The following is a 25,000-nucleotide window of genomic DNA, read 5'->3' as shown; positions in this document are numbered from 1 at the left end:
GGAGCCCATGTGGAAGGTTTTATAGCAGATTCCGCCATCACAGTGATGATCGGATCTGGTGAAGGTCCTTTCCAATCAGGAGATAAAAGTTATACTCCTGAAAAACAGATGGAAATGATTGAAACTGCTAATGAAGCCCTTCAAGTAGCCATAAGCAGCATTCGAGCAGGTGCTGAGTTAGGAAAAATTGGTGCGGCTGTTGAAGAATATGTTAATTCTCAGGGTCTTTATCCAGTGGCCAATTTAACTGGTCACAGTATGGATCAGTGGATTCTGCATTCAGGATTATCCATACCCAATGTCAAAGAAAATAATTCGCATAAATTAGAAGAGGGGGATGTTCTGGCTATTGAACCTTTTGTAACTGATGGTGTGGGAATGGTCGGGGACATGGCCCCCACCTATATTTTCCGCTTCTTGAGAGACCGCCCATTACGCCTGGTTCAGTCCAGGAAGTTACTGGATCTCATAAAAAAAGATTACAGGAGTCTTCCTTTCGCTCAGAGATGGTTGGAAGAAAGTTCCAATTTAAGGCAAGTTAATCTGGCCATGCGTCAGCTTATATCATCACGGGCAATTTATCCTTATCATGTGCTTCGTGAGAAGAGCGGTGCTAGGGTAGCTCAGGCAGAACATACAGTTATTGTAGAGGTAGATGGCTGCACCATACTAACCGAATAAGCCTCATTTTAAAAAAAAAAATAGGCCCATCAAACCCTGCCCTGACTTGAAAAAGGATAGATCCAAAAAAATTTTTTAACTTTTTAAAGAATCTGCTGCTTTATTTGATTTTTCAACACCCGCAGCATCATTTATTTCATTATAAATTTCTGCAGCTGCGTGAAACATGACCACTGCATTTTCAACTTCATCCTGTTCCTGGTAGACCAGGCCCATGTGATAAAGGGCTTCAGCCATGGTAGGGTAGTCCTTGATCTTTTCGGAATGTTGATATGCTATTTTGAAATAGGCCAGTGCTTTCTCGTAAACCCCTCGTCTGAAGCTGGTGACACCATTAAGCATGAGTTTCGATGTTTTTTCATGCCTTTCTTTTAAACGCATATGATAGTAGATCATTAAAATTCCAGCATATGCTAAAAACATAGCCCCTGCAACTGCAAAAATCATATCCATTAAAATTCCCCCTATGATCTTCGTTGTTAATTTTTGTTATTATCCCCTCCTAAATTTTTTGATTTTAAACATCACTTACCTAATTAAGAAAACATTACGAACTGATAATCGGCATAGGCATTCTAATTAGAAATGCTTTTAAAAAACCATTATTAAATAATTTTAAGGTATGAAAAGAGAATTTATGCATTTTGATTGAATAAATTAACCATATAAATCAATTTTACATCGTTTATAGGTAAACCGAAAAAGAGCTATTAGAATTTAGAAAAATTATAAAAAAATAGAAAAATGTAGGGATTTTTATCCCTTACACATTTGCTAGTGGGTCTTCTTTTTCACCGCTGCCTTTGAAAGGTACTGGCAGGCCCATGGCCTTGCGTTCATCGATAACTTTCATGGCTTTGGTTTTCTTGTCGGTGGCCAGTTTTTCAAGTAGACCTAAACCTGGTTTCACATCATCCATGGATTTGGTTTCAATGACTCCAGCTTCAACTGCCTGTTTGAATACTGTTTCACCAGCATCGGTTCGGACAAATACTGTGGACCAGCCATCAGGGGTTCCCACTGAACCAGTGGATACATCAGCTAATTCACATACATAGTCCAGACAGACTTTGCATCCGTTCTGTTCGTATCCGTGGGTTTCCTTGAGAGGTATGGTCAGCATCTGGTCTGCAGTTTTGATCCAGAATTTACCTTTGCCTATGTCCAATTTTTCCACTAGGTCGAAGTCAACACCTGCTTTTTCTGAGATGAAAGTCCTCAGTGATTCGTATGGGAAGTTTTCCATGCAGAAAATACCTAGCATTAAGGCTATTTTATCTGCTACAAATCTTACTCCGAATGGGTAGGATTGCATTTTACGGATTCCCATACTCTGGCAGGGTATGGCTACGGTTCCAACTTTCTCCAGACCGTACTGTCTGACTGCTTTTTTGAGCATCCAGACGTTTGGGGAGAAGGTGTATTTGGTTCCAGCTGCAGCCAATATTTCATCAGAAGTCATGGCTACCATTGGTTCTGGTTTCCACATGACATCAGAGGGTCCGGCTACTACGGCACCGTCGATTAATCCTTCATCAAGGGCATAGCAGAATAATCCGGATACTATTCCTCCGTCCTGGGCTATTTTTTGGATCTGTTTGTCAGTTGATCTTGCTGCAACAACTTCTTTGTAGGTTCCTAATACCATTTTTTTCACCTCCTATAACCCCAGATCCTGGTTGATCCTTTCAGCAGGCCACCAGCTTCGTGGGCACTGCACATAGCAGACTCCGCATTTAATACAGCGGTCGCTGTTCAGTTCTGGTCTTCCGTTGGTCATGCTCAGGGCTCTGGTCTGGCAGGCCATGGCACAGGTTCCACATCCAATACATAGAGCCTGGTTCACTACTTTGGTCTGCAGGTCACAGCCACATGCTTCAGTGTAACCGGCCAGGTCCATCATTGGCTGTAGGTAATCCATGTCACCGTTGATGGCAGCTACTACAGTTTTTGCGATTATTTCTGGTGATGGTGGGCAGCCAGGTATGGCCAGGTCCACTTTAACCAGATCAGCAATGGGCACGAATGATTCGTGTGATGGTTGTGCTTGCTGTCCTCCTCGGGAATATCGGGTGAAACATCCGGTTGCTGCGCAGGACCCGAAGGCCACTACTAAGCCAGCTTTTTCCCTTACTTCCTTGAGTTCATGTAAACTGTGTTCATCTTGCAGACAACATGATCCTTCAACCAGGGCTATGTCCATTTCTGGCATTTCCCATAGGTCTACCAGGGTTTGTCCGTATACTATATCCACCATATCTGTTAGTAAAGGTGCTAGGATGTCGTAGTTTTCTGTTAACGACATTCCATCTCCAGTACATCCACTCAGGTGAATGTATCCTATTCTTGGTTTAGCTTTTTCTTCAGCCACTTTTTCAACCTCCTCTTGTGAAGCTTCTTTGTCAGGTTTTGCCTCCATTCCTAAAAACGATTTAATACGGGCTAATATTGACATCAACTAACCCCTTATTTCCTTTAGTATCATCTCAATGGCCTTGGGAATGGCATCTTCCACACTTTTGCTTAACCCCATTTCTACATCGGGGGCAGAGATATGTTCTGGCTTACATCCAATTACCATGACTTCACAAACATCTGCTAAATCATGTAATGGTTGGTTAACAGGCCACGAATGCACGTTTTCATAGGAACCCTTGGGTATTTCGTCAACACTGAATTTACGAACTGTGCCGGGTTCTGCATCGAACTGTACCACATCCACCACTATCATCTTCTTCCATTCTTCATGAGGCAGACTGAAGACAAAGTGAGGTCCGCCGGTACCGGCATCGATTAACATGACATTATCTGGTAAGGGGTTTTCCTTAGAGTATTCTCCAAGTGCTTTTATCACTTCTGGTCCAAATCCGTCATCCGCAAAAAGGATGTTTCCGCATCCGACCACTATTATCTCTGCACTGTATGGCATGCTTTTCCCTTAAATCCTGACCATCTCGTCTTTGAGAATGCTCCTGTCTTCATCGTCAATTACGATCATGTGAGTCGCACAGGACAGACATGGGTCGTAGGCTCGGATAACGTGAGGTCCGAATTCATGGTGGAATCCTTCGGTGGCTGGTCCCATGGTGGGTATGTTCCAAGTGGTTGGCACCAAACAGCTGTAGAACTGAGTTTTACCGTTTGCTACTTGGGCCATGTGTACGTCCATTCCACGTGGTCCTTCAATAGCACCAATTCCCAGTTTATTGGTTCCAGTTACATCAAAATCAGCCATTACAGGAGCAGAAGTGTCTAGTTCTCCTAAAATATCAATGGCTTTGGATAGAGCAGTTTTCATTTCTAATGCTCTGGCTACGTGTTGAGCTACAACACCTCTTTCTTTGAAACCCTGGAATTCAGCCATTCTTGCTCTTGGACCTACCTCTACATTTCTACCATCGTAGAGAGGTATGGTTGAACAAGCTCTTTTGGCTATTTCAGGATCATCGTACCAGCTTTCAGGCATTACTTCAGTGAACCTGTCCAAATCAAATTTGGTCCTGTCCCCATAAAGAACATCAGTAGCTAGGGTTTCCTGATTATGTACACCTAAACCTTCCGGGAATCCTTTGTCTGCTACTAAACCAATGATCAGTTCAACGTGAGCATCTAGTTTTGGTTTTAGTTGTTTTAACCTGGCATAAAGCCGTTTCCTTGCGACTTCGCTTATATTATCAGCCATTCCACCGATCCTGACATCGGAAGGGTGTATACCTTCTCCAGCTACCATGTCCACCACGTACTGGGCAGTTTTTCGAATCTCAGAAACAGATTCCACCGCTGTTGTGAACAGGTTTTCTGGTACAACATCAGGAGCTATGAGAAATTGGTGTATGGCGTGGCTGTTGATGTGGTGTGCTGCTAATGTTAATTCTCTTAATTGTCTAGCTGCTTTGGGTATTTCAATACCTAATGAGTCATCCATAGCTTCTACTGAAGCCAGAGTGTGAGGTATTGGACATACTCCACATATACGCTGCACCATAACTGGAGCAGTTTCTGGAGCTTTCCCAGTTACCATCTTTTCTAAACCTCTAACAGGAGTAATACTGAAGTATCGGCCTTTGGTTACTATTCCTTCATCATCGACTTCCATGACCAACTCTGCGTGTCCTTCCTGTCGTGAGGTTGGCGATATAACTATTTTTTCGCTCAAATGTATCACCTCTTAGTTTTGATATAAGAACATCAATATTTCTAACTTTTAAATATTATTATAAGCTTTTCTTTAAAAACTAAAATGAAAAATTTAAATAGCATTACAAACTAATATAGAAATTCCTGTAAAAATCATTAAATGTTAAGAAAATGAATAAAATGCTTTCAGTTCTTTTTAATGGAATAAAATAGTTAATTTTAAGATAAATATATGAATACAATAACATTATAAATCCTAAAAATCTTAATATAGAATTGTAAACTTAATATGGAATTAATAATCTTGAAATTTAATATTTGGAATAACATAATACAGTTAAGAATCTTAGATAAATATACAATCAAAGGATAACATCAAAGGAAATTAATTAAAGGATTATAATTAAAAATAAATTTAGATAATAATTAAATATTATCGAATAAATTATATTACCTAAAAAATTATGGATGGATAAGTTAATCCAGAGGTGATCTGATGATAGACTCCAAAATCCTGGTATCCGTGGTCATAGTATTACTTATTGGTGTGGCTGCTGCAGGTTACCAAATATCCAACACTACTCAAGGACTGTGGCAACCAGTTAAACCAACCACTCCTGATACTAGCCAACAGTCCAGTGATTCTGTGGGAACTGACACTGGGAGTCAGCAAAGTTCTGCATCCAGTGTTTCAACATCGTCCAGCTCCAAGTCAAGTGGATCAGGAAGTAGTAATGTGATATCCTCTTCCAAAGCGAAATCCATTGCCCAGAATTTTATTAAACAAGAAGGAGCTACTGCAGGAACTCCTAAACTGATTACTTCCAATGGGAAACAGATGTACCTAGTTCCAGTGATGATGAATGGAAACCAGGTTGGTGAAATCTACATCGATGCCAAGACTGGTGAGAATTTAGGAGGAGCAGGGGGTGCTCCCTGATGGTGCAAATGGTGGAAACTGAAGTGGAATGCTGTAAAATAATATCCGAAGATGTAGAAAACGCAGCAGTTATTGAAGGATCCCCAGAATTGGGGCTTATTGGCAATATTGTGGGATGGCTTCTGGTTGAAGAACTGAAAATGAAAGAAATTGGACATATAGAATCCAAATATTTCCCTCCACTGGCAGTTCTCTACAGAGGGGTTGCTATACATCCCTTTAGAATCTACAGTGCTGATGACCTGGTTTTATTCCTATCAGATTTCGTGGTTCCCCCCAATGTTACCTATGACATGACCAATGCCATTGTGGATTGGATGGATCGCAATAACAGTAAAGAGATCATTACCCTAAACAGCATTGCAGTAAGGCAAAAAAGCAATGGTGTGGCAGGTGCTGCAAACTCCATAGAAGGACTTAAAAGATTAGGGGAATTGGATCTGCCTATACTTCCCTTTGGAAACATAAATGGACTTTCAGGCACCCTCCTAACCCGAAGCATGAGCCGTGACATTCCAGGTTCATGTCTATTTGCCGAGGTCCTAAACCAGTACCCTGATCCCAGGGCAGCTGCCAGTGTGGTGGATGTTTTAAATAGGATGCTGGACATAGAAGTTAACTCCGAGCCACTTTTGAAAGAAGCCGAAGAAATAGAGTCAAGACTAAAAGAACTTGCACAGGCTGTTCAAGGCGAAGGAGAATCACCAGCATACAGTTAAATTCATACGGGCCCGTAGCCTAGTTGGATAGGGCGTCGGACTTCTAATCCGAAGGTCCCGGGTTCAAATCCCGGCGGGTCCGTTTCCTGTATACTTTTTTGTAATGTTTGAATCTTTACCAATCAATTGGAACCGAGTTCTTATTGGACTGTAAAAAAGAAAAAAAGAATAAAAGATAAAAATATTGCTAAAAATCATTGTGGGCCCGTAGCCTAGCCAGGATAGGGCATCAGACTCCTAATCTGAGGGTCCCGGGTTCAAATCCCGGCGGGTCCGTTTAATTTTTAGTTTTTTCTTTAATTTACTCTTCTCTTATTTTTAAAGGACTCATATTAATTAGCAGGATTTAAAACGAGGAATGTGAAAAGTTTCTCTGGAACAACCACCAAAAAAAATATTGGAAATAAAATTTTTTAGATAAAATTTAGATAAGATTTAAAAATTCAGTTCATCATTTTAAAAATTATTGGAAATAATCAAAATTATTATAAAAAATTTAAAGTATTTAAGAGTTTATTCCATAAGCATTTATTCTATGCAGGATTTCTGTTTAAAGCCTGTATCACCAGGTTTACTAGAATAAATCCGCCAATAATTACACCCAATATTGTCCAAGAATATTCCATACCAATACCCATCTAAACACCTCAAAAAATCTTTTTATAACAATGTCATAATTTTTGGATTCTCTAATTAGGGGTTAACTAAAAGGGTATAAAAAAATTTTCTTGTAAAATTTTCCTATACACTTCGCTATTTAACTATTTGCCATTATGGTAGCTATTAATATTTTCATTTTATAAAGGCATCTAGGGTAGAATTTTGATTCTTTTTAACTGGTTCACTAACCACTTTTGATTTTTCATTGAATAAGATCTCACCATATTTTCCCCCACCACCTACTTTGATTTGTAGGGTTTTATCACGGAAGGCCCTGATTCTTCGGGCCAGTTCCGGGTCAATTTCCACCAGTTGCTTCATGGGAGCGTCAATTAAAACAGAAATTTCATCCCCGAATTTTAAGATTAATTCCTGCCATTTTTTCTGAACGAATTTGGTGGTGACTCCTTTACTATAGGTTAAACTAATGATTTCTGCCAGAGGCATGATATGAATGTAAGGAGGTCTGTGTGATGGGTGATGAGGCTCATCCCAGGTGGCTAGTTCCTCCACCCGGTAATCAACACCTTTTTTTATGGTTCCTCCGCAGGGACATTTCATTTTCATGTTGATGGCTTCCTCTGGATGGAAATGCTGGTAACATTTGGTACAGGCAGTGTGATGATACTTACCCAGCCTCGGGTCAAACCCATAGTTTGCTGTGATCTTCTTATCAGCAATGGCACGAGCCAGTGCTGGGAAGCTTATATTTTTTACATCTATTTCATTAAACTCACGACCCAGCCTGTGGGGCCAGGGAGAATGAGCATCAGAGTTGGTGAGGAAGGGTATCTCCTGCAATTCCTGGATACGATCTGCCATATCAGTATCTGCAGAGAGCCCCAGCTCCAGAAAAGCAGGTGTTTCATTGTAACAATCATAAACACTATTGTATTCCTTGTAAATGCTGGTCCAGGGGGTGAATGCATGGGAGGGTCCCATTATACAACTGTTTTCCAGGGCTAATTCCTGTATTTCAGCACCGCTCATGCGCAGTCTTGGCCTGCCATCAGAATCAAGATTACCTTTTAGATTTTTTCTCATCTGGTAGGCAGCTTCAAATGAGGGGAGAATAAGCAGATGGTGGACTCTTTTTGAATCTTCCACCTCCGAGGTTAGGATGAGTTTAGTTTCCGGGTTTTTAGAAAACCCTTCCGGAATTTCTTCTTTTAGAAATTCATTGTGAGTTTTAGTAGTTTCCCTGATCCTGAATACTCCCTCTCCATCTTCTTCAGTGGCTTCTTCTAACATTTTAAGCCATTTATGATGAAATGCGTCCCCAGTTGCAACCAGATGCAATCCTTTCAGATTTCCCTGAGATGATAATAACTCCGGAGTCATATTTCGAGATGTGGCCATGGAATAAGGTCCATGGATATGCAAGTCCGCCCTTATAATCACTTTTTCACCCCTTTTCTGGATTATATCCCAATACATTTGAAATTAATTAAAGAAAAAATAAAAAAAATAATCTAGTTTTCAATGGTTTAATTTAATTATCGCCATAAACCAGATAATAAAACCAGTTAATGTAAAATAAAACTTAGATTATTATAGATCAATAGATTTAACCTATGTATCGGAGGTCTTCTTCCCCAGGTACGATGTTCATCCTTTCAGCCATTTCTCTTTCCATTTGCTGTGCTTTGGTGATCATCTTCCGGGTTTCTTCAGCCCTTTCCTCCAGTTTTGCAACGTCAACCTCGATTTTGAGCATCTCTAAAAGCACAGTGAGAACTGCCTTGGATGCATCGGCATCAATGAAGTATCCAGGAGTTTCACCCATTAGGCATACACCATTCATACCCCTGGACATGCCCAAACCAAGAATTAATCCTGAGGCACCGATTATACCACCATCAGCAGACCTTAAGGTGACACCACGTTCTTGAAGATCCTCTGCCAGTTCTTTACTGGTTGCAGCTCCGAAAACTTTTGGTTTTTCTACTGGTTGGCCGGTTCCAAGTCCTCCCAATGTGTATATTTCTTTAACACCGTATTTTTCCACAAAGTCCAGTACAAAACCACATATTTCATATTGACCTTCTGGACTGAGTCCCTGGGTGTTTCCACCCAAAAATATGAAATCTCTTTTATCTTCACCCTGGGCTTTGAGATAATAAAACTCGTTTTTCATGGGCTCTACAATTCCATCTTCATCTACAAAGACCTGTGGTGGGAATGATGGTGAGTAAAGTTCTGCGAATTTTTCTGCCCCGAGTTCGTGGATGATGTGCTCTGCAACCAGTTTACCTACATGACCAATACCTGGTAGGGCTTCGATAAAAATGGGATCTTCAAGTTCTACTTCTTTAATCATTTTTATGAATGTTTCCTTCATCTGAACACTCCCTTTATAATCTAATTAATCCGAATCACCCTAATTGATTGATTAAATTAATATTTCAAGATTAGTTAATTGAGTCCTTCCTGGATGATTTTTATGAAATCCTTTAGGAGATTAGAATATATGAAAAACAATCTCCTCTAATGAATTAATTGGATTCAGCGTGTTGTTTTTTGAGAATTCTTCTGTATTTTCCATATTTATCCAGAGGAGAATATTTAGGAGGGTAAATCACTTCTAATTCTCCCTCGCAATAGGGGCAGTGATCCTTTATGGTGTATTCTTTGCACAAACGACACCGCCGCATTTTCATTTTCATTCTAATTCCCTGTGAAACTCGCCTTCACCACCAGCTGCTATAACAGTTTGTATGGCTTTATCTGCCGCATCTTTTAACATGGTTTCAGCAGTGATGTAATCAGAAGATTTTACCCTTAGACGGTAACGTGGTGCACCCACACATTGGACCGATATATTGTCCTTATTTATTGAATTTAAGGCTTTGCGTATGATTTCAACACCATCCGATGCATAGGAAGTTAGGTCCACATAACCAGTAATTTGTACTTCAGGTGGGGAAATGTTCTTCTTGGCAACTTCAGTTATGGCAGCTGCCCATGTTTCATCCATCCCCCTCTCAATTAGAGAATCCACACCTTCTTCAGCAGATATTTCAAATGCACCGTAGAGATCTCCGAATTCATCCATCATCGCATAGCCTACTTCATCGTAAGCTGCGTCCAAATCCTTATTAATACTTTTTGCTGCGAATTCAAGGAGTTTTTCAGCCTTTTGTTCTATTTTCCATTGCTGGATTTTGCGGGTCCTCTGATCCTCACGGATCCTTTTCATGGAAACATCCACATGCCCCTTTTTAGGGTTAACTCGAAGAACACGGGCAACTATTTTCTGGTTTTCCCGAACGTAATCCCGGATGTTTTTCACCCAGCCTGCTGATACTTCAGAGATGTGGATGAAAGCCTCTTCTCCAGGATACTCTTCCAGTTTGGCGAATGCACCGTAATTGAGGACTTTGTGCACGGTGGCCACGACTAAATCACCTTCTTGTGGCCACTTATGCTTCATTCTTACCATTAAAACACCTTAGTCCAGTACTTCTACTATTTGGGCTAAAATTTCTGATTTTCCACCCCTGGATTTAACCAGGGACTTTCCACAGATGATGCACTCCACTTTGGAGGCAGCATGATCAAAAACTACTTGTTGGTTGCCACAATCTCCACATTTAACTCTTAAAAAGTTGCTTTTGCTTTTTGACATGACTTTCACCTACTGCTGGATGAACTCTACTTTCCCAGCCCGGAATGTGGATCTTTTGATGTGGGATTTATTGCATTCCTTGCACTTGTATCTTAAATCCAGCTTTTTGGTTGGTTTGTTACCTGAGGGTAGTGGTCTAGGGTACCCACGATAACCGGCGGTTACTCGACGGAATTGTCTTTGACCCCATTTTAATTCGCTGGCTTTTCTTCTTTTTGACTCTAAAACTGTGTGAATTGTGTGTTTTTTGCAATTTGGACAGTAAGTTTTCCTTTCTTTAGGAATCTTCATATAATCACCTCTTTGGCTGTAAAAATAAGTCAATGCCCTCGTAAAATTAAGTAATGGTCCTCTTACTATTATAAAAAGCCTGACTCTATATCTGGCTATATTTATTTCACTGTTTATTTATACCTTTGGATGGACTTTCCCTTGTGGTTTTTAATCAATATACGGGCATTGGGTTTGGGCATGGTGATGATATCTCCTGGATAAAAGGGACCGTAAACCTTGCTATCCACACCCATAATGGAAGGAATTTCATCCAGGATCATTAAAACCTCAGTGGATGTTTTATTGGTCTCGGGAATATTTCCAGATGAAAATGAACCACTACCCCCACTTCCAGTTCCAGGTAGATTTTCTAATTCTCCGTTAGAACTATGGGAATCAGTGGCATTTATCCCAGAATCCTTAATTTCTTTTGAAGATGATTTAGATCCTTGAAAATCCTGTCTGGAGGGTTCTTTTCCGAACTCCCTGTATATTTCATCCTGAATTTCAGGAGGAATCTCATCTCTAAAAGAAGGTTGTTCCCTTATTTTTTTAGATTCTCTTATATTTTTAGAAATATGAACTTCACTATTGTATGGTATTTTTCCATCAACATCATTACTTTTATCTGGGATGTCGAGTATATCCCCTGCATCTGCCTGTAATTGGCGATTTATCGCCTTTGAAGATGAATCTGAAGATTTTTTGTTTTTGGAAGAGTAAGATCTTAAAGGAGACCTCAGTTCTTCCCGATATCTTCCCAGATTCCGGTACAAGTCCATGTAAAGTTTTTGTTCTTCTGGGGTTGAATTCTGGGGGATGTTAGGCTTAACATCTTCAACAGTGTCTTTGAATATTTGATAAGAACGCTGGACATTCATCACTGCACTGTTGGTTATTTTATGCTCTCTTCTCTCGCAGATCTCAACCACTATTCTCTGAGCATCTCGGAGAAGGTACGACTCGAATGAAAACGGATTATTATCTATCCTTTTCATTAGCTTGTTGAAATAATTGGAGATCTGCTGGTAGAAGTCCTCCCCCACCGGAGATAGACCACTTAAACTTCTCTCTTTTTTTTGGATCTCCCTCAAATTCTGGAAAAACTCATCCAACCCTATTCCTCACTTATTCTTCACTTTCTATTCTAGGAGCCAGGAGGAAACTCAGTTCACCTTCGTCAGTTGCCATTTGCAGGGCAAGATTCAGGGGCATGTCGTTTCCTAATCTGATTACAGCAGATTCAGAGAATTTATCCGCTTTTAGCATTTCTTTAACTTTTTCCAGTGAATATATTGACCTGGCAGATTCTTCGATCTTTTCCCCATGCAAGTACTCAATTTGAGCATCTCCAAACTCTCCCTCTGCAGATGCCTGGAATTTGTCTGCATCCACCTGAAGAGCGATCTTATCTGAAACAATGCTTATGTCCTGAATAGAGTCTTTTAAAAGAGCAAATGGCACTTCGAATTCTGTAGGATATTCCAGTTGTGGAGGGCTGGGGGCCTCGTACTCGATGTCAATGAGTCGTATCTTGAATGTTCTGCGGGCTTCACCTTCAAAGGTAATAATCAGGTTTCCCTCATCCACAGTAATCTCAACCATGTCCTCGGATTTAGCCCTTTTCAGGACTTTCATTAACTCTTCAGTGTCCACGTTAATCTTCATTGACTCACTGCACTGATATTCATCGAACAATCCTTTCTTGAGTTCCAGGTGCACAAATGTGATGTGACTGCGGTCCAGAGCATCCAGTCTCAAACCTTCTTCATCAGCCTGCATCTGCACTTCATCAACAATGGATGATATAGCATCGAAACTTGTCTTCAAAATATTGGAATCACTTAAAACTGCCTTGAACATGTTCATCCTCCTTTAAATTACTTTTTATCCTTCTGATATATATTACTTTTTTGTTTTTCTTTCTTATCTGAAGATTTCCCATCAGAAGATGGGTCTTCAGCCACTTCCAGTTCACTGTGTATGTTTTTAAGGAAAGTTCCTTCCAACTGGGACCTTGCGAATATTCCTGCCAGGATTAGAACCCCCACCAATATTAAAAAAGCAGATAGAACTGCTCTTTCACCGAATATTACATTGTCAGCTACTCTAAACGCAGCACCCATAATATATAATATCCCTGCAATGATGAAAATGGTTCCGATTATCCCTCCAGTGACCTTAATGACCCTTTCTTTATTGGAGCGGAGCTTCCTGTAAATATCAAATTTCATGAGCTCCTGACTGAAATGGAATTCATGCACTTCAGTTTGGCTTTTATCCTCGTTTTCTTTACCTTCAAATTCGTTATTTTCTTTAAAATCTTCTGAGGAGACTTTTGCTTTTGGAGAATCATTAGGAGATCCATTTTCTTCTAGATTACCAGCAGTTAAAAAGTCTCTGAATCTTCTTGAAGGATTTTTAGATGGTGATTTTTCAGTAAAATTATTCTTAGAATCACCATTATCCTTAGACTCATCATTTTCGGAGATAGACTGGTTTGAAACATTATTAGGCTTTTCTGCCATTTGAACATCCCCCACTCCCTAGATCAGTCATATTCTCGCCAAGTCTGTCCGCATTTGGTGCATCTTAAAAATCTGGTTTCAGATTCATCAGCCCTTCTGGTTTGTTGTAACCACCAGAATGCCTCTCGATTGCCACATTTAGGACATAAAGCCTTGGTTGTAGGCAGGGTTTTAACATCATCCCCAGTTACAATTACATTCTCCTTGGGGGCTAATTTTTCTGAAACCTCATATTCACTTAGAGTTTCCTTGGTTATCTTTTTTTGGTAACCACAACTACACTGGAAACAGTCACCTTTAGGGAACATGACTGTCCCACATTTAGGGCAAAATTCCATTAAAATCCTCCTTATAAAATTTAACTTAGTGAAATCCGAATTTTTATAATTTAAGATATTTTTTGATTATTGAGATTGATATCAGTTTTTTATAAATTTTTTAATACAAAGTTACACTGTTTATTATTGCCTTAATTTTATATCATTAGTTAAAATCATTAGTTAAATAATTGTTTTCCATAATAGATTTCTCATATTAGATCTCTCATCATGCACTTAACTTTTCCAGAGCATCCATCAAAATATCTTTGTGATCAAAGGCTAAATCACTTTTAAGAGCTTTTTCTATGGTGAAAGTTGACACTTCAGCAGCATCGGTGCCTGCTCGAAGTTCACCTTCGCTTATTTTAGCCAAAAAGCAGATCGAAATTGTGTGTCCCCGGGGATCCCTTTGTGGATCTGAATAAACTCCCAGTAACTCCCTAATCTCTATTTCAAGTCCTGTTTCTTCTTTAACTTCTCTTAGAACTGCTTCTTCAACTGTTTCGCCATACTCCACAAAACCACCGGGAAAGGCCCATGATCCCTGGTAAGGAGGGTTTTTCCTGCGAATAAATACTATATCTCCATGTTGATCAGTTATCACTGCATCAACTGTTAAAAAAGGATGTTTATAATTTTTAATAAAGTTTCCCCTCTTTATATCTAACATTAAATTATCTAACATTTGACTTCCATAAATTCATCAAAACTCATGAATTTAAGTTAAATCCGTATAATTTGAAGTTCAGATCTGGATCCATTGATGATCCATTTATAAATCTCCCAGATTATGAAAAAAGTTTACTAAAACCCTCCAGTTGCATGCTTTATGGTTGAAATTATGGTTAATGTATATTATTTGGTTGAAATTATAGTTATAGCATATTTGATTGAAATTATTGATGGAATTGATAGAAGGCTTGACTCATATTTTTTTATTCAACGTTATTAGGTATTAGGCGTTACCTTTAGACTCTCCAATGGTCACGCCTGCTGCAATAATATGAGCCGCACGTATGGGCTCGGGAATCGCACTTCTGGTTGCAGAAAGTATCACAATCTCTCGAGCATCTTCTTCACTTATACCACTGGTCTGCATGTAAATGGGTTCCTGATTATGGATCTTATCAATTTTATAGATTTCTCCAGCTTCAAGAATGTAATTCCACCGCCATTTCCTGTCTGGAAATTTCTTTAGAGCATTTTTTATTCTTTCCAAGTCAGGATACTTGCGCATTATGACTACCACTGGAACTCCAGTTTCCTGAAATATTCTGTTTATGTCAACCACATTGAATCCGCCGAAAGTAATGCCATCCAGCATCATGACACCCAGCTGTTCCAGGTGTCGTGATTTATTAACCATCTCAATTAGTGCATCTGTGGCATCATTCCCATCCACCGTTATAAATGTGCGGAGCACTCCATCCAACCAGGTTCCTGCCCTGAAGACGGTTCCAATTAGCATTACACGATCTTGGGTGTGAGGAGTAAAGGGAGCATCATCAACTCCCAGGATCCTAATTTCCTGTTTAATGCTTCTGAACTTTTTTAGTTCACTTCTTCTTTTTGGCGGTTTTCTTGGTGGTTTTTTTGGTGGATTTCTTGGAGGATTTAGCTGCTTTTTTGGTTGACTTTTTAGCTTTTTTTCCTTTAGTTTTTCCATTACCATCAGATTCTATGAGTTCTTTAAACTCGTCACATCTTGATTTGAGAGTTTCTGCTGCCTTTTTGAGGGACTTTTTAGGATTTTTCGCCTTTATGTAAAGTTTAGGCTCCCCTATGATCGGGTGCTCTATAACATATGCTGCAGATTCAACATCTTCATCTTCCATGAGAGTCTTTCGTAGAGCATTACATAGAGTATGCGTCTCTCCCGTAATTTCTATCTCTAATTCATTCCTTTTATCTGTTATAACCTTCATTTTATCCCTCGTAATTTGAAGAGATATTTCTTGTCTCTTTTCTACCACAGTTAGGACATTTAACTTCTTTTTTACCGATCTTTTTCATGAAGTGTCGGCAGTTGGTGCACATAGCTTTGAGAACACCAAGTTCATTTTCTGCAGTGGTGAGATCAGCATTGTCCACACCCATTACTTTGGTGACCCGGGCCTGGATAAGATCTCCAATATGAAAATCATCAGTTAGCTTGTCTACATATCCCTTTCTTGCCTGTGAAATATGTATGGCTCCTAAAAATGTAATGGGTAAGCTTCTTTTACTATCTTTTATCCCATCCACATCCACCAGAGCTCGCTGCCCTCTAACTTCTCTTATCTGCCCTAAAATCACGTCGCCCTTTTTTAAAATTGCAGGGGATTTTGTTTTGGGAATTATGGATATTTTTTTGTTTTTCTGATCTATGGTTACTGTTCCCGCCACCAGCGACCTAATATCACCATGATCATCATAGGTCCATTCTGACGGGAGAAACTCCTCAGTGACTCCTAAAGCATCACCAGGAAGAACGAAATCTCCGTTTTTTGCTCTCATCTTCTTCACCTCATTTAAAACAAGCTTATTAAAATTTAATATTAAATTTTGTATCTTTTTGTATCTTTTTGTGTCTTTTTGTTTTTTTTAAGTTTTTTAAATTTGGATTAATAGTTGATTTGCATCTAATTATTTGAAAAATCATCTAAGCTTAAGCATTTAATAGTAATTTAATGTATTTTAAGGTCACTTGGTAATGAAAAATCACTAATGAACTCATATAACACCATAAATTACCTTAAATATGATTATCTGTGAATGTAAATCTGCGAATATAACCTTTGAATCCGTAAATGTGATTAAAAATGTATGATAAATGATAAATGAAATTATCGTAGAGGATAGCTCAAGAAACGCAGTATGATGAAAAAATTATCATATTTTCATGTGTGTGATATTATTAAATTGAGTTATTTATAATTGATTATTTATAATTGAATTAGTAATATTTAGTTGAATATTTTATTAAAATTGTGATTGTCGTCCCTCTTGTTAAAATATTATAATTATTTTAAGAATCTGCTTAAATCACTTGTGAGAATCTTAAGATAATAGAATATAATTTTATAATAATAAGAATATATTTAAATATTAAGTATCCATTTTTCAACTTTGGTAATATTTGATATCCTTGTATTTTATATTCTTGAATTTGTTGTGAATTAATGTTTATATATACTTAGTATTTAATCTCATCCATCTGGTAATCTTCCCACTTTCTCTTTCCGAGAACGATTTCCAGTTCCTGGGGAGTTAAAAGAGGTTTATCATACATCTTAGAATCATCTATCGCAATTCGAGGACATGCTGTTACGATAAATGCATCCAAATCCATATAAGGCAATAAATTGGGAGGGTTTATTTCAGCCATCTGGATCAAATATGCATCCTTGCCCTCTTCATTCAGCATTTTCTTTAAAGATTTTGCCAGTTGCCATCTGGACTGGCCTGCCTTGGAGGATATTATTATTCCAAATTTTTTAGCCTCACTAGCCCGTGTTATCCGTGCAAAACGTATTCTGAGGATTCTATCAGCGAACTCGTCTATATCTCTCACCTGGTTTAGATAGGGGTCAGCTATAACCACTGCCTTTTCAGTGGAAAGTTTTATTCCCAGCGGATGGAAATTACCACTTCCCAGGTAAAGAAATGCATCAACTGGTAAATCCTGCACTGATGAAAAATTACATCCTAAAACCTGTCCTTTCAGAGTTCCCGCGCCCTCTTTCATTAAAACTTCCTTTCCATTTTCCTCTAAAAAACGGGCTGCATCTTCCAATAAGTGCAAGTGTTGGGTGGTGGTCACCAGACCAATCTTTTCTTTTCCTTCAAGAAGGTTTAATGCTTCTTCTAGTATTTTCATTGATTCTAACTGGTAATGGGCCTCCACGAAAAGAGTGGGAACTTTGTAATTAATTGGAAGAGGAGTGTGCCCGAAATGCACCAGTAAGTCCACCAAACCATCCATAGCATCATCAGAAAGATCACACGCCCCGTAACAGGGATCTCCAGATATTAAAACTATTGCACTTGTTTCACGTTCAATATCATGTGCCAGGTGAGTTGCATGGACTTTTAATCCTTCTGGAAACTGCAGTCCAACTACCTGGGCATCTGTTTTTCTGATTTTATCAATTATCTCATTAACTTTGAACTGATAACGAGTATCTGCCATGTCCTCAATTCCATTATTAGCCATTTAGCCATTATTTCTAGATTAGTCCTTTTTACCAGCAGTTATTTCCTCTACCACAACTTTACCCTCTACAACATTGGCTCTAACCAGAGTATTTACTTTAATCCCGGTTTCTTTCTCCACAAATTCCTTTCCACTTCCCTTTTCTATAATGGCCATCACGTCAATGATTTCAGTTCCTATTATTTTGAGGGCTTTGATTACTGCAGTCATAGTACCTCCTGTGCTGACCACATCATCCACCAGGAAAACGCGATCTCCACTCTCGAGACCATTAACATACAATTCACCCTCACTGTATCCTGTTGTCTGATGGACAGCTACTTCTCCATCCAGACCATAAGAACGTTTCCGCACAACCACAAATGGAATATTAGTTAAAAGAGAAATAGCAGTTGCCAGATGAATTCCCATAGCTTCCACGCAGACTATTTTATCCACATTCAGATCAGCGAACTGTTGTGCTGCTTCTGCAACTTCCTGGAGTAAATCCGCTTCAACCAGAGGAACTCCATCAGTAATAGGGTTAACGAAATAATCGTAGTCGCCTTTTTTAACAACAGGGGCTTCAACAAGACTTTTTACAAGCTTTTCCAGCATTATTCCACCATGAAAAAATTCCTAAAGAACTTCAAAAAATAAGCTCATTATCATTATCCATTTTCATTATATAATAAAATATAATCAATATAGATTATATTCTATATTTATATCATATAAGATCGTTATGATATGTTAACCTTCTGAACAAATATATCACATACATATGAATTATTATACAGATTCAATTAGTGATTTTTGTCAAAAAGTAAGTTTGGCATGCATTTCTAAATTTCTAATAAATTTTAAGGTATTAGGTAATTTTAAGGTATGATGTTTTGATTTTCATGCATCTAGTTAAGTTAGTCGTGTTAATTTAAAAATTAAATTATTAAGTAAACAACATTAAAGTTACTTTAAAATAATATTTACAAATGATATTAGAGATGACTTTAAGAAATTAATGAATATGTTCAACTTGGTGAGAAATCATGTTAGGTGATCTGGGCAAGAATCTGACCAAAACCATGAAAAAATTGGCCGGGATGACCATTATTGATGAAGAAGTGGTTAAAGAAGTCATAAAAGAAATTCAAAGGGCTTTGATTCAATCCGATGTCAATATTAAACTGGTTTTAAACTTATCTAAGACCATAGAAAACAAAGCCCTTAATGAAAAACCTCCTAAAGGAGTTACAGCCAAGGAACATGTAATTAAGATTGTTTATGATGAACTGGTCCACTTACTAGGAGATAAAGCAGAAGAGATAGAAATCAGCAAAAAACCATACAAAATACTGTTTGTAGGACTACAGGGAAGTGGTAAAACCACCACCATTGGTAAAATGGCCCGATACTTGCAGAAGAAAGGTTTTAGCCCGGCAATAATCTGTACTGACACCTGGAGACCAGCAGCATACGAACAGTTGCGCCAGCTTACTGAAAGTCTGAATTTGCCACTTTATGGAGACCCTGACAATAAAGATGCTCTTGATCTGGCCAGGAAAGGTTTGAAAGAATTTAAAAAGCAAGATTTAATCATTGTGGATACTGCTGGTCGTCATAAGGAGGAAAAAGATCTTCTGGAAGAGATGGAACAAATATCTGCAGTGGTGGAACCTGATGAGGTTATGCTGGTCATTGATGGAACCATAGGCCAGCAAGCCAGAGAACAGGCTCTTGCATTCAGTAAAACCACCAAAATCGGATCTATTGTGATAACCAAACTCGACGGTTCTGCTAAAGGAGGTGGGGCTCTTTCTGCAGTTGCTGAAATTGGAGCTCCCATAAAGTTCATTGGAACAGGAGAACGCATCGAGGACTTGGAAGTCTTCGATCCTGAACGTTTCATCTCACGATTACTGGGTATGGGCGACATTAAAACATTAATTGAACGTGCAGAGGAAATTGCAGAGGAAGATGTAGATACTGAAGCCATGGACGCCATGTTAAGTGGTAAATTCACCCTGAAGGATATGTACAGTCAGTTTGAGATGATGAATAAAATGGGTCCCATGCAACAAGTTATGAACCTGTTACCAGGCATGGGCAGCAAACTACCTAAAAACGCTTCTCAGGTGACTGAGGAAAAATTAACCAAATATAAAATTCTCATGGACTCCATGACTGAAGAGGAACTCACCCATCCTGAAATCATCAAACAATCCAGGGTTAAAAGAATATCAAGAGGCTCCGGAATGCGCAATGAAGATGTTAAAGAGCTTCTTAAATATTATCAGGTGACAAAAAAGGCTATAAAAGGATTTGGAAAGCGGAAAATGGGCGGACCTCTGGGACAAATGATGCGGCAGATGATGAGATAAATACATTCTTTCCTCTTTTTTAAATTTAAACCTATGAATAGGGCTATTTTTAAAAATTGTGTTAATTTATACCCCTAAATCGATTTTAATTATTTATTTAATGTAAAATTCAGGAAAGGTTAATATGGAAAATTTCAAAGACAGATCATTGAAATTAATTAGCTTAACCAATGGAAACATCTGTGATCATTGTCTGGGCAGGTTTTTCTACCAAAAAGTCTCAGGAAAGGACAATGAAGAAAGAGGCAGATATATCAAAACCCAACTGGCCAGTGAAGCTGAACTACCTGAAAAGACTGGAGCATGTTACCTGTGTGGAGATCTCTTTGAAACTTTAGAAACTATTGTGGAGAAGGTAATTAGCGAAATTGACGATTCAAAAATTGAATTTTCAACTTTTTTGATGGGCTGTCGTGTGCCCCCAAAAATAATTGAAAAAGAGAAGAAATTGCAGGAAGAAATTGGTTTCGAAAGTGAAAGTATAAAAAAAGAGATTAATCGCGAGTTAGGTAAGCAATTAGAAGCCCGTCTGGAGAAATTAGTAGATTTTAATAATCCTAACCTGGTATTGATGATGGATTTTACCCGGGATAAGGTGGATCTTCAGATCAACCCATTATTCCTGGAAGGCAGATACCGAAAACTTATAAGAGGCATTCCCCAGACCAAGTGGCCCTGCATGAAGTGTAAAGGGAGCGGATGTGAAAGATGCAACTTCACCGGGAAAATGTACCCTGAAACTGTGGAAGAACTGGTGGCAGAAAAAGTTCTTGAGGCTACCAAAGGAAAGGAATCCAAGTTTCATGGTGCAGGTAGAGAAGATGTGGATGTGAGGATGCTCGGCAGTGGCAGACCATTCGTACTTGAAATTAAAGAACCTAAAATACGTAATTTAAACTTGAAAGAATTGAATGATGAAATTAACAATCACTGCCAGGGTAAGGTTGAAGTTCTTAATTTAAAAATGGTAAATAAGGACCGGCGCAGTGGTGTTAAGGCATCCACTACAGAAACCTATAAAATCTACCGTGCCCTGGTGGAAGTAGAACATGAAGTGGATGAAGAGGATTTAAAGATTTTAGAATCCCTTGAAATTATAAAACAACGAACTCCCCTTCGGGTTTCTCACCGTAGAACAGATAAGATTCGCACCAGAGAAGTGAAAAATATTCAAACTAAAAAAATCGATTCAAACCATTTTGAATTAATTATCAATTGTTCAGGAGGCTTATACATCAAGGAACTCATATCGGGGGATGAGGAAAGGACTCAGCCCAGTGTTACATCTTTATTGGGTTTCCCAGCAAAATGTGTTGAACTGGATGTGCTGGAAGTTAACATTTAAATGGGTGGAAGGATAGTTTTATAAACTCTGATGATTTATAAATTAAATTAATCGATTTCACCTATTTCCAAACAATTGCAATTCATGCGAATTTTATCTTTATTAAAAGACTAAACACCCCATGAACCCATATTATAAAGTCAGATGGATATAAATCTGAAAAATATCATTAAAAGAGCTTATGCGCACTTAAATTTGTTTGAAATTACTGCATAGAATTTGAATAATTGATATTTGTACAAGTAAATTTAACAACCCATTTCAAGTTGAAGTGGAGGTTTTTAAAATGACTCAGAGATCAAGAGGTTTTAGAAGTAAAACAAGATACAAGCTTAAAAAGAGTTTAAGAACAGGTAGAACAAACCCCATTACCAAAAAAATCCAGACCTTCCAGGAAAATGATCTGGTTCACATCATAATCGACCCCAGTGTTCACAAAGGACAGCCACACCCACGTTTTCATGGTAAAACCGGGAAAGTTGCAGAAAGAAGAGGTCGAGCATATATTGTAGCAATTAATGATGGCAATAAGTCTAAAAAACTGATAATTCGTCCAGAACACCTGAAAATACAAGAGTGATGGCGATGATTGGGAAAAAAACCCTCGAAACCGATCCTATCCCCCTTGTACAAGTCAAACCATTGTTAGAGGCCCGGGAAGAAGCTCATGAACTTAGTTATGAGCAGAATCTGGCCCTGGACCATGTCACCAAATTCTCCAAAATATCCCCTGAAAACGCTTTAAAGCTGGTTGAAGAACTGGAAGAGATTATCAAAAAGACCCAGGCCGTTAAAATAGCAGATTTAATGCCTGAAGATATGGATGACATGAGACTGATTTTTGCCAAGGAAAGAGGATCCCATAAAAAGGAAGAAATGGAAAAAATACTAAAAATTGTGGACAAATATCGGGAAGAATCTTAAAAAGAATGTGAATAACTCTTTTCATTGGGTTAAAGACATCTGATTTCCATATTTACAAAAATAATTAATTAATTAATAATTTATTTATCAGGGTGATTATATGGAAGATTATGCTATTATATTAGATTATCTGCCTCTTGGTTATGTTAAGGATGGTGCTAACTCCTACAAACGTAAACCTGTTGCTCAGGCAATTGGAACTGAAGAATTCACCCTGTTAGAGCTAACACCCAAGGAAAGGATTAACCTGGACATTCATGAAAAGGTTTACATTGGTGCAGGTAAAAGAGATAAAATTGCCAGGGTTAACCGCAGATTACCCTTTAATAAAATGACTTCAACTGCTAAAATAGAGCTTAATTACGTTATTGAAGAAATTATCAAGGAAAAGGAAGATAAATTTGTTCAATTCTTTAATGAAGCTGGTCCCATAACCACCCGCCTACACCAGATTGAACTTTTACCCGGAATAGGTAAAAAACACATGTGGGACATTATAGAGGCCAGAAAGGAAGCTCCCTTTCAGGACTTTGAAGATATAAAAAAAAGAGTGCCCATGCTCTCTGATCCGGTTAAACTTATTGCTAAACGGATTCACTTGGAATTAGAAGCAGCTGAAGATAGGAAGGGTAAAAAGAAATACATCCTCTTTACCAGACCTCCCAAAAGAAAATTCAGCTAGATAATTTATTTTTCAGGTAGATTAATTTATTTCCTATCTAATGGAATTGAATAATGAAAATAAAGGGAAATGTTGGCCAAAGAAACCTTCAGTCTATTAAAAAAACATGGAATACGTTTAGACCGGAGGAAAGGTCAAAATTACCTTATTAACAATCAAATTTTATCCCGTATTATTGAGAGTGCTCAGCTTACCGATACTGATGTTGTTCTGGAGATTGGGGCAGGCATAGGGACGTTAACCATCCCCATTGCTGAAAAGGTTCGTAAATTAGTGGCAGTTGAGCAGGATCAAAGGATCGCCCATGTTTTAAGGGAACGGCTTAATAACCTCAAAATTTCCAATGTGGATGTACTGGAGGTTGATGCCACCAAAATCGAATTCCCCTACTTTAACAAAGTTGTTTCCAACCTACCCTACCAGATTTCATCACCTATAACCTTCAAACTCCTTCAGTATGACTTTGATTTTGCTATTTTAATGTATCAGTGGGAATTCGCATCAAGGATGATTGCCCAACCAGGGGACTCGAATTATTCCCGTCTTTCAGTGATGATGAATCTCTGCACCCAGACTGAACTTCTTTTTAAAGTCCCTCCCCGGGCATTTATCCCCCCACCAAAAATATCATCAGCAGTAGTTAAATTAACACCCCAAAAGAACCCCCCTATTGATAATTTTTTTGTGAAGACTTGCAGAGCATTATTTCAACATAAGAAAAAGAAAGCAGGAAAGGCACTTTTGCAATCTTTTCACGAAATATCAGATAAAAAATTGGATAAAAGTACCATTCGCGGTTTAATATCTCAAATAGATACTGAATTAATTGATGAGCGTGTTTTTAATTTAAAAGGAGAAGAAATATTAATAATCTCTAATGAACTAAAAGATGCTTTAAATGCTTTAAATCATTGATACTTGAAAAGGGATAATCCATTATTCTTCTTAAGGCTTATTCATATTATTCATTTATTATTCATAGTTTTAGATAATCAGTTTTTGATAACAAATCTCAGTGATTAAAATTCCCAAATAATCCCATAAAAAATATGTTTATAACTATAAGATTTGAAACAACTACAAAGATTAATATATGAATTGATTTTATTATTAATCCATAGGAGAAGATATTATGTCAAAAAATCCTTATTTAATATTTCAAGAAGAGTTTCCGGAATTAGCAGGACCTTTCAACGATCTGGTGGAGGCGCAGCGTTTCCTTAAGGGTATGGATCCTAAAACCAAACAACTGGTAAACATTGCCATTCAAACCGCTAATAGAAATCCTTTAGGAGTAAAAATGCATGCTAAAATGGCTAAAAGTCAGGGAGCTTCCAAAGATGAGATATTAGGTGCCGTGGTGATGAACCTTCACCTTTCAGGATTGGCAACAGTCTTAGACTGTCTTCCATCTGCTTTGGAGGGTTTAGAGTCAGATGATGATTGAAAAATATGATTGAAAAATTATTATAATTTATATTTAGGGTGTCTGTTTTATGTGAAGTTTTCCAAGGCGTAGATTTCTTGGATTTCGTTTTGGCCGTAGGATATTATTATTCCTAGTAAAAGTACATTTAGGTAGGCTTTTTTATAGACTGAGCGTTTGGT

The 25,000-nt window shown here is 38.2% G+C and carries 31 protein-coding genes and 2 tRNA genes (1 of these 33 cut by a window edge); 12 read left to right on the top strand and 21 right to left on the bottom strand.

Annotated features, from left to right (window positions below; genetic code table 11):
* Window positions 1–681 carry the 3' portion of a type II methionyl aminopeptidase gene (locus tag HVN35_04190; protein NYB51747.1) on the top strand. 246 nt of this gene lie to the left of the window's left edge, so 681 of the gene's 927 nt are visible here — the last part of the coding sequence; the start codon falls outside the window, past its left edge; its stop codon occupies window positions 679–681.
* A gap of 75 nt (window positions 682–756) precedes the next feature.
* Here the strand turns inward: HVN35_04190 and HVN35_04185 are convergent, their stop codons facing one another.
* The 5 genes from HVN35_04185 to frhA form a co-directional block, all read right to left on the bottom strand.
* Entirely contained in the window at window positions 757–1,134 is a 378-nt protein-coding gene (locus HVN35_04185) for a tetratricopeptide repeat protein (GenBank protein ID NYB51746.1), read from the bottom strand.
* A 310-nt stretch (window positions 1,135–1,444) separates the two neighbouring features.
* Entirely contained in the window at window positions 1,445–2,329 is an 885-nt protein-coding gene (gene frhB / locus HVN35_04180) for a coenzyme F420 hydrogenase subunit beta (GenBank protein NYB51745.1), read from the bottom strand.
* Between the two features lie 12 nt (window positions 2,330–2,341).
* Window positions 2,342–3,136: a coenzyme F420 hydrogenase subunit gamma gene (frhG, locus tag HVN35_04175; GenBank protein ID NYB51744.1), complete on the bottom strand. Its 795-nt coding sequence runs from the start codon at window positions 3,134–3,136 to the stop codon at window positions 2,342–2,344.
* Window positions 3,137–3,139: 3 nt separating this feature from the next.
* Window positions 3,140–3,610 carry a coenzyme F420-reducing hydrogenase, FrhD protein gene (gene frhD, locus HVN35_04170; GenBank protein NYB51743.1) on the bottom strand — a complete coding sequence of 157 codons (471 nt, stop codon included), beginning with the start codon at window positions 3,608–3,610 and terminating at the stop codon, window positions 3,140–3,142.
* 9 nt (window positions 3,611–3,619) lie between these two features.
* Window positions 3,620–4,837: a coenzyme F420 hydrogenase subunit alpha gene (gene frhA / locus HVN35_04165; protein ID NYB51742.1), complete on the bottom strand. Its 1,218-nt coding sequence runs from the start codon at window positions 4,835–4,837 to the stop codon at window positions 3,620–3,622.
* 477 nt (window positions 4,838–5,314) lie between these two features.
* On the opposite strand from frhA, the gene HVN35_04160 reads away from it, so the two are divergent.
* The 4 genes from HVN35_04160 to HVN35_04145 all read left to right on the top strand — a co-directional run bounded on the left by HVN35_04160 (window position 5,315) and on the right by HVN35_04145 (window position 6,753).
* Window positions 5,315–5,758, top strand: a complete 444-nt coding sequence (locus tag HVN35_04160) for a PepSY domain-containing protein (GenBank protein NYB51741.1) — start codon at window positions 5,315–5,317, stop codon at window positions 5,756–5,758.
* Entirely contained in the window at window positions 5,758–6,477 is a 720-nt protein-coding gene (locus tag HVN35_04155; protein NYB51740.1) for a proteasome assembly chaperone family protein, read from the top strand. The genes HVN35_04160 and HVN35_04155 overlap by 1 nt, the downstream gene beginning before the upstream one ends.
* A gap of 8 nt (window positions 6,478–6,485) precedes the next feature.
* Window positions 6,486–6,559: transfer RNA gene (locus HVN35_04150), tRNA-Arg, on the top strand.
* A 119-nt stretch (window positions 6,560–6,678) separates the two neighbouring features.
* Window positions 6,679–6,753: transfer RNA gene (locus tag HVN35_04145), tRNA-Arg, on the top strand.
* A 516-nt stretch (window positions 6,754–7,269) separates the two neighbouring features.
* On the opposite strand, the gene HVN35_04140 is transcribed toward HVN35_04145, so the two are convergent.
* The 16 genes from HVN35_04140 to HVN35_04065 form a co-directional block, all read right to left on the bottom strand.
* Entirely contained in the window at window positions 7,270–8,538 is a 1,269-nt protein-coding gene (locus HVN35_04140; GenBank protein NYB51739.1) for a TIGR00375 family protein, read from the bottom strand.
* Window positions 8,539–8,704: 166 nt separating this feature from the next.
* Complete coding sequence (locus HVN35_04135) at window positions 8,705–9,478, bottom strand: proteasome assembly chaperone family protein (protein NYB51738.1); 774 nt, start codon at window positions 9,476–9,478, stop codon at window positions 8,705–8,707.
* A gap of 154 nt (window positions 9,479–9,632) precedes the next feature.
* Window positions 9,633–9,803, bottom strand: coding sequence for an RNA-protein complex protein Nop10 (locus HVN35_04130; protein NYB51737.1), 171 nt, complete (start codon window positions 9,801–9,803; stop codon window positions 9,633–9,635).
* A complete protein-coding gene (locus HVN35_04125; GenBank protein NYB51736.1) occupies window positions 9,800–10,579 on the bottom strand; it encodes a translation initiation factor IF-2 subunit alpha in 780 nt (259 codons plus the stop codon). Before HVN35_04125 ends, HVN35_04130 begins: the two co-directional genes overlap by 4 nt.
* 9 nt (window positions 10,580–10,588) lie before the next feature.
* A complete protein-coding gene (locus tag HVN35_04120; protein NYB51735.1) occupies window positions 10,589–10,765 on the bottom strand; it encodes a 30S ribosomal protein S27e in 177 nt (58 codons plus the stop codon).
* Window positions 10,766–10,774: 9 nt separating this feature from the next.
* Window positions 10,775–11,056, bottom strand: coding sequence for a 50S ribosomal protein L44e (locus tag HVN35_04115; GenBank protein NYB51734.1), 282 nt, complete (start codon window positions 11,054–11,056; stop codon window positions 10,775–10,777).
* A 113-nt stretch (window positions 11,057–11,169) separates the two neighbouring features.
* A complete protein-coding gene (locus HVN35_04110; protein ID NYB51733.1) occupies window positions 11,170–12,153 on the bottom strand; it encodes a hypothetical protein in 984 nt (327 codons plus the stop codon).
* A gap of 13 nt (window positions 12,154–12,166) precedes the next feature.
* On the bottom strand, window positions 12,167–12,901 hold the full coding sequence (gene pcn, locus HVN35_04105; protein ID NYB51732.1) for a proliferating cell nuclear antigen (pcna): 735 nt from the start codon (window positions 12,899–12,901) through the stop codon (window positions 12,167–12,169).
* 17 nt (window positions 12,902–12,918) lie between these two features.
* Entirely contained in the window at window positions 12,919–13,566 is a 648-nt protein-coding gene (locus HVN35_04100) for a CvpA family protein (GenBank protein NYB51731.1), read from the bottom strand.
* 23 nt (window positions 13,567–13,589) lie between these two features.
* Window positions 13,590–13,904 (bottom strand): transcription factor S, encoded by a 315-nt coding sequence (locus HVN35_04095; GenBank protein NYB51730.1) that lies wholly within the window; start codon window positions 13,902–13,904, stop codon window positions 13,590–13,592.
* 208 nt (window positions 13,905–14,112) lie between these two features.
* A complete protein-coding gene (locus tag HVN35_04090; protein ID NYB51729.1) occupies window positions 14,113–14,556 on the bottom strand; it encodes an NUDIX hydrolase in 444 nt (147 codons plus the stop codon).
* 285 nt (window positions 14,557–14,841) lie between these two features.
* Window positions 14,842–15,552, bottom strand: coding sequence for a DUF99 family protein (locus HVN35_04085; protein ID NYB51728.1), 711 nt, complete (start codon window positions 15,550–15,552; stop codon window positions 14,842–14,844).
* Entirely contained in the window at window positions 15,443–15,811 is a 369-nt protein-coding gene (locus HVN35_04080; protein NYB51727.1) for a DNA-directed RNA polymerase subunit L, read from the bottom strand. Before HVN35_04080 ends, HVN35_04085 begins: the two co-directional genes overlap by 110 nt.
* A gap of 1 nt (window position 15,812) precedes the next feature.
* Window positions 15,813–16,382 carry an exosome complex RNA-binding protein Csl4 gene (locus HVN35_04075; GenBank protein ID NYB51726.1) on the bottom strand — a complete coding sequence of 190 codons (570 nt, stop codon included), beginning with the start codon at window positions 16,380–16,382 and terminating at the stop codon, window positions 15,813–15,815.
* Window positions 16,383–17,061: 679 nt separating this feature from the next.
* Window positions 17,062–18,057, bottom strand: a complete 996-nt coding sequence (gene dph2, locus HVN35_04070) for a diphthamide biosynthesis enzyme Dph2 (protein NYB51725.1) — start codon at window positions 18,055–18,057, stop codon at window positions 17,062–17,064.
* Window positions 18,058–18,099: 42 nt separating this feature from the next.
* Complete coding sequence (locus tag HVN35_04065) at window positions 18,100–18,678, bottom strand: purine phosphoribosyltransferase family protein (GenBank protein NYB51724.1); 579 nt, start codon at window positions 18,676–18,678, stop codon at window positions 18,100–18,102.
* A gap of 431 nt (window positions 18,679–19,109) precedes the next feature.
* On the opposite strand from HVN35_04065, the gene ffh reads away from it, so the two are divergent.
* From ffh to HVN35_04030, 7 genes are all read left to right on the top strand, one after another.
* Window positions 19,110–20,441: a signal recognition particle protein gene (gene ffh / locus HVN35_04060; GenBank protein ID NYB51723.1), complete on the top strand. Its 1,332-nt coding sequence runs from the start codon at window positions 19,110–19,112 to the stop codon at window positions 20,439–20,441.
* A gap of 124 nt (window positions 20,442–20,565) precedes the next feature.
* Complete coding sequence (locus tag HVN35_04055; protein ID NYB51722.1) at window positions 20,566–21,786, top strand: tRNA pseudouridine(54/55) synthase Pus10; 1,221 nt, start codon at window positions 20,566–20,568, stop codon at window positions 21,784–21,786.
* A gap of 286 nt (window positions 21,787–22,072) precedes the next feature.
* The gene (locus HVN35_04050; GenBank protein NYB51721.1) at window positions 22,073–22,366 is read left to right on the top strand and encodes a 50S ribosomal protein L21e; all 294 of its coding nucleotides are present in this window, start codon (window positions 22,073–22,075) and stop codon (window positions 22,364–22,366) included.
* A gap of 5 nt (window positions 22,367–22,371) precedes the next feature.
* Window positions 22,372–22,710 carry a DNA-directed RNA polymerase subunit F gene (locus HVN35_04045; protein NYB51720.1) on the top strand — a complete coding sequence of 113 codons (339 nt, stop codon included), beginning with the start codon at window positions 22,372–22,374 and terminating at the stop codon, window positions 22,708–22,710.
* A 100-nt stretch (window positions 22,711–22,810) separates the two neighbouring features.
* On the top strand, window positions 22,811–23,392 hold the full coding sequence (locus HVN35_04040) for a DUF655 domain-containing protein (GenBank protein NYB51719.1): 582 nt from the start codon (window positions 22,811–22,813) through the stop codon (window positions 23,390–23,392).
* Window positions 23,393–23,461: 69 nt separating this feature from the next.
* Complete coding sequence (locus HVN35_04035; protein ID NYB51718.1) at window positions 23,462–24,307, top strand: 16S ribosomal RNA methyltransferase A; 846 nt, start codon at window positions 23,462–23,464, stop codon at window positions 24,305–24,307.
* Window positions 24,308–24,524: 217 nt separating this feature from the next.
* Window positions 24,525–24,839 (top strand): carboxymuconolactone decarboxylase family protein, encoded by a 315-nt coding sequence (locus HVN35_04030; GenBank protein ID NYB51717.1) that lies wholly within the window; start codon window positions 24,525–24,527, stop codon window positions 24,837–24,839.
* Window positions 24,840–25,000: the final 161 nt, after the last annotated feature.

The organism is Methanobacteriaceae archaeon (assembly GCA_013403005.1).
Classification (GTDB): domain Archaea; phylum Methanobacteriota; class Methanobacteria; order Methanobacteriales; family Methanobacteriaceae; genus Methanobacterium.
This window is presented reverse-complemented; position numbering and strand designations above follow the sequence as displayed.